Source organism: Sphingomonas bacterium (assembly GCF_028289855.1).
GTDB lineage: Bacteria > Pseudomonadota > Alphaproteobacteria > Sphingomonadales > Sphingomonadaceae > Sphingomonas.
In genome coordinates, this window is the sequence record NZ_JAQGKZ010000144.1 from 1 (window position 1) to 9,747 (window position 9,747).

The following is a 9,747-nucleotide window of genomic DNA, read 5'->3' on the forward strand; positions in this document are numbered from 1 at the left end:
CACGATCTGCGTGCGGTCGGCGCGACCGTCGATCTTTGCGAACGCGCGGGCAAGCCGCTGCTGTTCGTGGTCAACGGCGCAACGCCCAAGGCCAAGATCACCAGCGAAGCCGCCGTCGCGCTGTCGCAGCACGGCACCGTCGCCCCGATCACGATCCACCACCGCACCGATTTCGCCGCATCGATGATCGACGGCCGCACGGTGATGGAGGTCGATACCAACGGCCGCTCGGCCAACGAAATCCGCGAATTGTGGGCCTATATCGCCGACCGGCTCGAAAAGAATTTCCGCCGCACCGTGTTCGCCGCGCCGACCAGCGTATCGTCGACCTTCGGGATGCAGCGCCCGGCCGCGGGCGGTGGCTTCGGCCGCCGCGTGACGAACTGAGGGGCGCCGCGATGATGAGCGAACCCAAACCCTTTGCCTCGCTGTCCTCGGGCCTGCTCGCCCGCAAGGGTCATGCGCGCCCCGCGATGCGTCCCCAGGGCTTCACCGGCGGCTATGCGCAGCTGGCCAACGGCATGGACGATCTCGGCTGGAACGACATGGGCCAGTACCCCGAGCCCGAGGCCGATGTTCACGCGCTGCACACCGACGAAAACGGCGACGACAGCATCATCGCGCCGCCCGAGGGCGTTCCGCCGGTGCTGGCGCAGCGCCGTCAGTTGAAGGCGGAGTTCGAGCCGCCGGTGATCGACGCTGTCGCCGACGAGCATGACGTGACCGTCGAAGCGCCGGTTTACGAGCCGGAGCAGCCCGCGGCTCCCGTCGTGTCGATCGTGCGCCGCCCGGTATCGGTCGCCACCGCCGGTCGGCTGGCGCGCGAAACCCAGCGCAAGAACAAGGCGGCGTTCACGCTCCGCCTCGACCAGGATCGCCACCTCCGCCTGCGGCTCGCCAGCGCGTTGAGCGGGCGGTCGGCGCAGATATTGGTGACCGAGGCGCTCGACGCGTTTCTGGAAAGCGTACCCGAAGTCGACGACCTGGCACGCCAGGTTCCGGTTCGGGCCAAGGGTTGATTGGGGGCAATGGCCATGAAGACAAAGAGTTTGAACGCGGGCCTGTCGGCACTGGCGCTCTGCGTCGCGGTTGGGGGTCTGTATCAGGGCGTGGCGGCGGCGGGCGAACGATCCGCCGCGCAGCTCGCCAGCGCGGCGCGCGACGATGCCGGCAAAGCGTCGAAGGCGCTGACCAAGCGCGATGCGGCCGACGCGGTGCGTTACGCCGAACTCGCCGTGGCGATGCAGCCGCAATCGGCGGAATATCGCGCGCTCTTGGGTCAGGCCTATCTCCTCGCCGGCCGCTTCGCCTCGGCCAGCACTGCGTTCAAGGATTCGCTCAGCCTGTCGCCAGGCGACGGCAAGGTCGCGCTCAATCTCGCGCTTGCGCAGGTCGCCGATGGCGACTGGCAGGGCGCGCACCGGACGCTCGACGGCAATTCGGGCGCGATTTCGGTCAGCGACCGTGGCCTCGCGCTGGCGCTCGCCGGCGATCCCGGTGCGGCGGTCGACCTGATGCTGCCGATCGCGCGCCAGCCGGGTGCCGATGCCAAGCTTCGCCAGAATCTCGCGCTCAGCCTCGCATTGGCGGGACGTTGGCAGGATGCCAAGGTCGTCGCCAGCATGGACCTGTCGCCCACCGAAGCCGACAAGCGGATGGTCGAATGGGCCGCATTTGCGCGCCCGACCGGCCGCGCCGACCAGGTTGCCTCGTTGCTCGGTGTCAGCCCGTCGAATGATCCCGGCCAGCCGGTTGCGCTGGCGCTCAACGCGTCCGCACCGGTCGCCCTCGCTGCCATCGCGCCGACGCCGGTCGTCGAAGCGCCTGCGCCGGTTCCGGTCATCGCAGCGGTGGTAGCCGCGCCGGCCCCGGTCGCGAACCCGATGGTCGCGCCGAGCCCCCAGGTTTCGGGGATCGTTTTCGCGCCGCGCGCCGAAGTCGTGCAACCGCTGCCGGTCAAGCCGGCCGTCGGCATCGCGCCGGTCAAATCCAGGAATTTCGTGAAACCCCTTGTTGCGACCAAAACCACCCCGGGCGCAGCAGTGGTCAGCGTGGGTAAGGGCAATTTCTTTGTCCAGCTCGGCGCCTATGACAGCGCGGGCGTTGCCCGCGATGGCTGGGCACGAGCCTCACGCGCTTATTCTGGCTTCGCCGGCCAGGCGCCGCAGGGCGTGCCGGTCACGGTAGCGGGCAAGACCTTCTACCGCTTGTCGGTCGGCGGTTTCGACGAAGCTGGCGCGAAGCGTATGTGCTCGAACTATCGTGCCAAGGGCGGCCGTTGCTTCGTCCGCGCCGGTGCGGGCGACACAGCGGCGAACTGGGCCAAGCGCTAAGCAAAAATTTCCGCGCCCCCTTTCCACAGGCGGAGCACTTTTCCTTGAGCCGGTAACCCGTCGAACGGCGTGTTGCCGGCTCTCGCTGTCATGGCCTCTCCCCTGATCTGCCACGGCGCCTGCTCGTCAAGCAGCAGCAGGTCGGCGGGCATACCAAGGGCAAGCGTGCCGGTATCGACCCCGAGCACCTTGGCGGGGTTGGCCGCGAGCATCGCGAACAGCCGCTCGATCGGTATCTCGAGCGAAAGCGCCAGCGCGAGCAACGTCTCCGCGCTCGATGCGCCGGGCGCGGAATCGGCGAAGGGCAGGCGTTTTTCCTCCGGCCCGCGCGGGTCGTGGCCGGAGCACAGCACGTCGACCGTCCCATCCTTTACGGCAGCCAGCGCCGCCTGCCGGTCGCTCTCGTCGCGCAACGGCGGCGACAAATGCGCGAAGGTGCGAAAATCGCTCATCGCATTGTCGGACAGCAGCAGGTGGGTAGGGGTAATGCCGCACGTCACGCGCGCACCGCGGCGCTTGGCGGCGCGGATCAGGTCGAAGCCAGCCGCGGTCGTGACCTGTCGCACGTGCAGCCGCGCGCCGGTATCCTCGGCCAGCGCGACATCGCGCGCGATCGCCAGCGCCTCGGCGATGGAGGGGGCGGCGGCGAGGCCGAGCCGCGTTGCGGTCTCGCCCTCGGTGGCGACCTTGCCGTCGGTCAGCCCGCCATCCTCGGCATGGATAATGACGACCAGATCGAGGTCGCGGGCATAGGCTAGCACCTTGCGCATCACCCCCGAGTCCGCGATCCAGGCACGCCCGGTCGATACCGCCCTGGCGCCGGCGTCCTTCATGATCGCCATTTCGGCAAGGTCGCTGCCGGCCAGCCCCTTGGTGGCGGCGGCGATCGGGTGGATCCACAGCAGCGGCTTGCCGACCAGCGAGGCGCGCTGGACGATGCCGGGGTCGTCGAGCACCGGCGATTGATCGGGCATCAGCCCCACGCGAACGATCCCCCCCGCGCGGAACGCCGCGCGGTCGATCGCGAACACGCCGAGATCGACGATCGCGGGTGCGAGCGTCTTGCCACCGCAGTCGATAACTTCGGCATCGGGGGCAGGGGCGTCGGTGATCGCGCCATCGTCGACGTAAAGCTCACCCGGCTCGGCGCCATTGGGACGAACGACTCTTGCGTTGACGAAGCGAAGCGCGGTCATGCCCAACCTTCCATACCGCGCGCGCGCCGGGTCAGGACGTCGAGGCAGGCCATGCGGACAGCGACCCCCATCTCGACTTGCTCGGTGATCGCCGACTGGACCGAGTCGGCGACGCTGGAGTCGATCTCCACACCCCGATTCATCGGACCGGGATGCATCACCAGTGCATCGGGTTTTGCGAGCGAAAGCCGCTCCAGCGTCAAGCCGTAACGCAAATGGAATTCGCGCGTGGAGGGAATGAAGGCTCCCGCCATCCGCTCATTTTGCAGCCGCAGCATCATCACCACGTCGGTACCGTTCAGCGCGGCGTCGAAATCGTCAAAGGGCGTCACGCCCATTCGCTCGATCGCCGCGGGCATCAGCGTCGCGGGTGCGACCACGCGCACTTCCGCGGCAAGCGCCGTGAGCGCGAGAATATTCGAGCGTGCGACCCGGCTATGCAGAATGTCGCCGCAAATCACCACGCGCTGCCCCGCGATGCTCCCGCGCCGGCGCCGGATCGTCAGCGCGTCTAGTAGCGCTTGCGTGGGATGCTCATGACTGCCGTCGCCCGCATTCAACACGGGGCAATCGACCTTGTCGGCGATCAGCCGCACCGCGCCCGAGCTGGCGTGGCGGATGACGATCATGTCGGCGCGCATCGCGTTGAGCGTCTGCGCGGTGTCGATCAGCGTCTCGCCCTTCTTCACGCTCGATTGCGCGACCGCCATGTTGACGACGTCGGCGCCGAGCCGCTTGCCGGCGATCTCGAACGACAGCAACGTGCGGGTCGAATTCTCGAAGAACGCATTGATCAGCGTGAGGCCTGCAAGCCTCTTGTCGGGCTTGGCGCGGGTGCGGTTCGCCTCGACCCATTGCTCGGCTTCGTCGAGCAGGAATGTGATCTCGTGCGGCTGAAGACCCGCGATTCCGGTCAGGTGCCCGTGCGGGAAGACGGCGCCGCCTTCGATAAGGGCGGCGGGGCGGTGATCCGATGCTTGCATTAAAGCCGTCGCCTAGACCGCCGTCCACGCTCGCGCAAGCGGTCCCGGATAATTGATCGGGATCAAGCATTTGCCGCTTTCATCCGCTCGCGGTTTTGGACAAAGTGGACGGCGAGGGGGCTCATGACAGATCAGGCCGCAACCGGACGCAAAGCGCCGGAGGTTCGTTTTTACCTGCCGGCCGTGCCGCTACGGCCGCTGGTCACGTCCTATTATGTCGTCGACGCGCCGGGGCCTTTGGTCGATTTCACCCATCCAGAATGGGGCAATATCCGCTTTTGCCTGTTTGGCGACATGCGTTTTGGCGACGCCGACGGGCAGAACATGACGCCGCCGCCCGATGCGATGATCTTCGGCCCAAGCGACCGCACGCGGCGGTTCGACAGCAATGGGGGGCTGACGATCGGCGTCGGGCTGACCCCGCTCGGCTGGCTCAGCTTGATCGGCAGCGACGCGTCCAAGGCCGCCAACGCGATCCTGCCGCTAAGCGCGGAGCTTGGTGAGCCCGGGCCAGCGATCCGCGACCGGCTGATCGCGGCGGCGGACGATGCCGCGCGCGTGGCGATCCTCGACGCGATCCTGACCGCGCGCGTGCCGCGTCCGAGCCATTATCACGACGCGGCGGTCCGGGTTCAGGAAGCGTTGCTGTCGGGCGTCGTGGATGACGTCGCCGACCTGGCCGAAGCGCTGGGGATGGAGCAGCGCACGTTGCACCGTGTGTGCCGCAGCGTGTTCGGTTTCTCTCCCGTCCGGCTGCTGCGCCGCCAACGCTTCCTGCGCACGCTGGCGCGGGTGCGCGATGCGCTCGACCAGCCGCTCGGCCAGTTGATCGATCCGCATTACTACGACCAGGCGCATTTCAACCGCGACTTCAAGGCGTATATGGGCATGACCCCGCTGGCCTATTTCAAATCCCCGCGCGAATTGATGCGCCGCGCGGCGGAAGGGCGGCGGGCGTTGCTAGGCGCGCCGGTGCAGGGGCTGCACGTCAGCCGCTGACGAGCCCGTCGATCGCGCCCTGCAGAATGTAGCTCGCGGCGAGCTTGTCGACGCGTTCGGCGCGCTTCGCGCGGCTCAGGTCCTCCGCGATCATCTGGCGCTCGACCGCCTGGGTCGACCAGCGTTCGTCCCACAGCAGGATCGGCAGGTTCAGATCCATGAGGTTGCGCGCGAATGCGCGAGTCGATTGCGTGCGCGGGCTGTCGCTGCCGTCGAGGTTGAGCGGGAGGCCGATCACCAGCCCCTTGACCGATTGCGCCGCGATCAGCGCGACGAGCAAAGCCTTGTCGGCGGTGAACTTGGTGCGGCGGATCAGCTCGGCCGGGCTGGCATAGCTCCACCCCGCGTCGCACAAGGCGGTACCGATCGTCTTGGTCCCGACATCGAGCCCGAGCAGCCGCCCGCCTTCGGGAAGCACCTCGCGATACGCGGCGCGGTCTTCGGTGATCACGGCTTGGCCGGAGCGGGGGCCGAAAAAGCCTTGAGCCGCCGGACGGCATCCGCGCGGACATTGGCCCAGAACAGCGAATAATCGAACACGTGGTAATTGTTGCCGGGCAGGACGTAGGGACCGATGTCGACCGGCCCGCCGATGCTCAGAAAACCGCGCCCGACGCACTTGGCCGGCACCGCGCCGACCGTGATCGTGCCGGTCTTGAAGTCGGACGATGCGACCAATGTGCCGATATTGGCCTTCGCCGGCGCGTCCGCGTTCGGTGTGCCGGTTAGCGGATTGGTGCAGACGAACGCGGTGCCGCGCCGCGCAACCCCCGTCGGTCCGCTGGTCGCGTCGATATAGTCGAGCAACATCGACGTGTCGGATGGCTCGGCATAGCTTTGCCACGACAGGATGCATCCGGCCTGGTCGGGCCGGGCGCATTCGGGGAGGCCGAGCGAGGGCAAATCGGCGGTCTTCGAAATCGGCCAGCCGATCGCGTATGCCGCGACGATGCGGCGCGCGAGCGGCTTGCCGGCGACTCGTTCGCGCAGCAATCGCAACAAATGGGCACCGCCCTGACTGTGCCCCGCAAGGATGATCGGGCGATCGGGACCGATCTCTTTCAGGAACTCGTCGAACGCCGCGGCGACATCGCGATAGGCGAAGTCCAGCGCCTTGGTGGCGTCCTCGCGGCTGGTCAGGAACGCGCCCAGCGTCGCCTGCCGGTATCGCGGCGCCCAGACCTGGCCCGCATCGTTGAACACGCTGGCCTGACCACGAAGGAACAAGGCGGCGCGGCCGTTCGCCTCTTCATTGTCGAGCGGCGCGTTCCAGTGCGCGCGGTTGAGATAGGAGGTCGGGTGGATGAAGAACACCGCCGCCGGCGCGGATGCCGGTACGCCATAACCGGAGGGGGTCCAGGTCGCCGGGTTGCCGCGAATGTCGGGCCGCGCCAGCCACATTTTGGCGTCGGCATAGGCGTTCGGCGCGGGCGGCGGTGCGCCCTCGAACGACGCGCTCGGGACGAACGCCCAGCGTGACAATTGCGGGCCGAAGAAGCGCAGCGCGAACGCACCCGCGATCACCAGCAGCAGGATGACGACGATCGCATAGAGGAATTTGCGGGCCATGCCGCGCCGTGCCCGATGATCGCCATGCTTGCAATCATCGGCGGCACGGCGTTCATTCGTCGGGCAATCTAGGGGAGCGCGATGACGGGCATACAGGCACCGCAACCGGAACATGACGAGCCCACCTGGCCGCAGCGCGCGGTGATCCTGCTCGTGCTCGGCGCGATCGCCGCGCTGACCGTTCAGCAACTGATGGAGCCCGACGATTGGCACCGCTACGATGGCGCGTTCTCGGCGTGGCGGATGGCGACCGCGACCGGCGTGGGAGTTGGCGCGCTGGCGTTCGGGTTCGGGCTCGCCCGCGTGCGGATCGGCTGGACGGTCGCGTTCGCTGCGGCGCTTGGTGTGATCGCGGGGATGATCGTGTGGTGGAACAGCGAGCCAAGCGGGCTGTGGACCTGGAGCGGGGCGAGCATGGTGCTGGCGATCGTGATCGCGGTGCCGCTGTTTCAAGTCGCGCGCGATGAGGGCCGGGCGACGTTTCCCTATCCGCAAGTACACGGCCATGCCTGGATCAACATCGTGCTGTGGGGCGCATGCTGGGGGTTCACCGGGATCGTGCTCCTGTTGTCGCACTTGCTCGGCGAGCTGTTCGCGCTGATCGGTATCCATTTCCTCAAGGACGTTCTGGAAAAGAGCTGGTCGAACGCGCTGATCGTCGGCGCGGCGTTCGGCGCCGCGCTCGCGCTCCTGCGCGACCGTGAGAACGTGGTGCGGCTGTTGCAGCGCGTGGTAACTTCGGTGCTCGGGTTCCTCGCGCCGATCCTCGGCATCGCGCTGCTGCTGTTCATCGTGTCGCTGCCGTTCACCGGGCTGAACAATTTATGGGAGGCGACCAAATCGACCACGCCGATCCTGATGGCGTGCGTGATCGGCGCGCTGGTGCTGGCCAACGCGGTGATCGGGCACGGCCCCGATGATGAGGCGAAGAGCCCGATGCTGCGCTGGTCGGCGCTGGCGCTGGGCGTGTCGATCCTGCCGCTCGCGGTAATTGCTGCAATCGCGATGGGGCTGCGGCTCAGCCAGTATGGCGCGACGCCCGACCGGTTATGGGGTCTCACGGTGGTAGTGTTCGCGGTCGGCTACGGCCTGGTTTACCTGACCGATCTCGCGCGCAAGCGGCTCGATTGGGGTCCGCTGATCCGTCGCGACAATATCCGGCTGGCGTTCGCGACGATGGCGGCAGCGCTGCTGCTGGCGACGCCATTACTGGGGTTCAACGCAATTTCCGTGCGCGATCAGGTCTCACGGCTGGAGAGGGGCACGATCCGGGCGGATAAATTCGACTGGTCGGCGCTGCAAAGCGAATTCGGCCAGCCCGGACTCGACGCGTTCGAGAAACTTAAGCACTCGCCGACCCCTGCAATCCGTCACAACGCTATCTTGGCCGGAGAGAGTTGGTCTGGAAGCAAAGCTGCCGCCGAAACGCGGTTTGAAATGAACCCGGCCGGTACCGCACTAGCCGAACCGTTAAAGGCTGCCGCGAAGAACCTGTGCGGTTCGACGCCGCTTTGTCGGATATTTCTGCAGCCCGATGGGCGAACCGCCGTTGTTGTCAGCGACGGCTGCGCAGACCTGACACCCGCGCAGCAAGCCGATCCTGCCTTCAAATGCAGCCGCGATGTTAATCGGTTGGTTGCCGACGGCGGCAAGTGGCAGGAGCCGGATTCGGGACCGTATATCGATCCCGGACAGGGAGTAACCGACGCGCAGGAGCGTAAATCTCTCGCAGAAGAGGGCGATGCCTTCCGGCGCGGCGACGTTACGGTGCGCGCGGTCGAACGACGGCAAGTTTTCGTCGGCGGCAAACCGCAAGGACCAATATTCCAGTAAGCTGCGCTTGATGGAATGGGGACGCGGCTGCTAGGCGCCCCCTCATGTCCGTAGACGCTGCAACCGTGAAGAAGATCGCGAGCCTTGCCCGCATCGCGATCACCGACGAGGAGGTCGCGAAGATCGCGCCCGAGCTCGACAATATCCTGGGCTGGATCGAGCAATTGGGCGAGGTCGATACCAGCGGCATCGCGCCGATGACCGCGGTGATCCCCAACCATCTGCGGTTGCGCGACGACGTCGTCGATGCCGACCCGCTGACCGGCGGCGGCAAGCGCGACGCGGTGCTGGCGAACGCGCCGCAGGCGGAGCACGGGTTTTTCACCGTGCCGAAGGTGATCGAATAGTGACCGACCTCACCGATCTCGGCGTCCGCGATATCCGCGACGGCGTCCGCGCGGGCACCTTTTCCGCGACCGACGTCGCGACCGCGTTCAATGCGCAGGTCGCCAAAGCCAAGACGCTCAACGCCTTCCTGGTGGAAACACCCGATCACGCGCTCGCCGCCGCCAAAGCCGCCGACGACGCGCGCGCCAAGGGCGAAACGCTCAAGCCGCTGGCCGGCGTGCCGATCGGCATGAAGGACCTGTTCTGCACCAAGGGTGTGGCATCGACCGCGGCGAGCCACATCCTCGAAGGCTTCACCCCCGAATACGAATCGACCGTCAGCCAGAATCTGTGGGACGCGGGCGCAGGCATGCTGGGCAAGCTCAATATGGACCAGTTTGCGATGGGGTCGTCGAACGAGACCTCGTACTTCGGCAACGTCATCTCGCCGTGGCGGCGCAGCGACGGCGGCAACGCGCCTCTCGCGCCTGGGGGCTCCTCCGGCGG

Annotated in this window: 10 protein-coding genes and 1 pseudogene; 7 read left to right on the top strand and 4 right to left on the bottom strand. The window is 67.1% G+C overall.

Annotation, left to right across the window (positions count from 1 at the left end; all coding sequences use genetic code 11):
- From JWM94_RS15985 to JWM94_RS15995, 3 genes and pseudogenes are all read left to right on the top strand, one after another.
- Nucleotides 1–387: pseudogene (locus tag JWM94_RS15985) on the top strand (ParA family protein); the annotation flags it as partial.
- Between the two features lie 14 nt (nucleotides 388–401).
- Complete coding sequence (locus JWM94_RS15990) at nucleotides 402–1,019, top strand: hypothetical protein (RefSeq protein ID WP_299429246.1); 618 nt, start codon at nucleotides 402–404, stop codon at nucleotides 1,017–1,019.
- A gap of 15 nt (nucleotides 1,020–1,034) precedes the next feature.
- Complete coding sequence (locus JWM94_RS15995) at nucleotides 1,035–2,333, top strand: SPOR domain-containing protein (RefSeq protein ID WP_299429229.1); 1,299 nt, start codon at nucleotides 1,035–1,037, stop codon at nucleotides 2,331–2,333.
- On the opposite strand, the gene JWM94_RS16000 is transcribed toward JWM94_RS15995, so the two are convergent.
- Together JWM94_RS16000 and JWM94_RS16005 are read right to left on the bottom strand one after the other, a co-directional pair.
- Nucleotides 2,330–3,529: a dihydroorotase family protein gene (locus JWM94_RS16000; RefSeq protein WP_299429231.1), complete on the bottom strand. Its 1,200-nt coding sequence runs from the start codon at nucleotides 3,527–3,529 to the stop codon at nucleotides 2,330–2,332. The genes JWM94_RS15995 and JWM94_RS16000 overlap by 4 nt on opposite strands.
- Nucleotides 3,526–4,512 (bottom strand): aspartate carbamoyltransferase catalytic subunit, encoded by a 987-nt coding sequence (locus tag JWM94_RS16005; RefSeq protein WP_299429233.1) that lies wholly within the window; start codon nucleotides 4,510–4,512, stop codon nucleotides 3,526–3,528. The genes JWM94_RS16000 and JWM94_RS16005 overlap by 4 nt, the downstream gene beginning before the upstream one ends.
- A 123-nt stretch (nucleotides 4,513–4,635) precedes the next feature.
- On the opposite strand from JWM94_RS16005, the gene JWM94_RS16010 reads away from it, so the two are divergent.
- Nucleotides 4,636–5,511, top strand: coding sequence for an AraC family transcriptional regulator (locus JWM94_RS16010; protein ID WP_299429235.1), 876 nt, complete (start codon nucleotides 4,636–4,638; stop codon nucleotides 5,509–5,511).
- Here JWM94_RS16010 and ruvX read toward each other — a convergent pair.
- Together ruvX and JWM94_RS16020 are read right to left on the bottom strand one after the other, a co-directional pair.
- Nucleotides 5,501–5,962, bottom strand: a complete 462-nt coding sequence (gene ruvX, locus JWM94_RS16015; protein ID WP_299429237.1) for a Holliday junction resolvase RuvX — start codon at nucleotides 5,960–5,962, stop codon at nucleotides 5,501–5,503. The genes JWM94_RS16010 and ruvX overlap by 11 nt on opposite strands.
- Nucleotides 5,959–7,080 (bottom strand): DUF3089 domain-containing protein, encoded by a 1,122-nt coding sequence (locus JWM94_RS16020; RefSeq protein WP_299429239.1) that lies wholly within the window; start codon nucleotides 7,078–7,080, stop codon nucleotides 5,959–5,961. The genes ruvX and JWM94_RS16020 overlap by 4 nt, the downstream gene beginning before the upstream one ends.
- A gap of 81 nt (nucleotides 7,081–7,161) precedes the next feature.
- Between JWM94_RS16020 and JWM94_RS16025 the strand changes: the two genes are divergently transcribed.
- The 3 genes from JWM94_RS16025 to JWM94_RS16035 form a co-directional block, all read left to right on the top strand.
- Complete coding sequence (locus tag JWM94_RS16025) at nucleotides 7,162–8,913, top strand: DUF4153 domain-containing protein (protein ID WP_299429241.1); 1,752 nt, start codon at nucleotides 7,162–7,164, stop codon at nucleotides 8,911–8,913.
- 44 nt (nucleotides 8,914–8,957) lie between these two features.
- Complete coding sequence (gene gatC, locus JWM94_RS16030) at nucleotides 8,958–9,260, top strand: Asp-tRNA(Asn)/Glu-tRNA(Gln) amidotransferase subunit GatC (protein WP_299429242.1); 303 nt, start codon at nucleotides 8,958–8,960, stop codon at nucleotides 9,258–9,260.
- Nucleotides 9,260–9,747 (top strand): amidase (locus JWM94_RS16035; RefSeq protein ID WP_299429244.1); only part of this gene is annotated, 488 nt, incomplete at its 3' end. The genes gatC and JWM94_RS16035, both read left to right, overlap by 1 nt.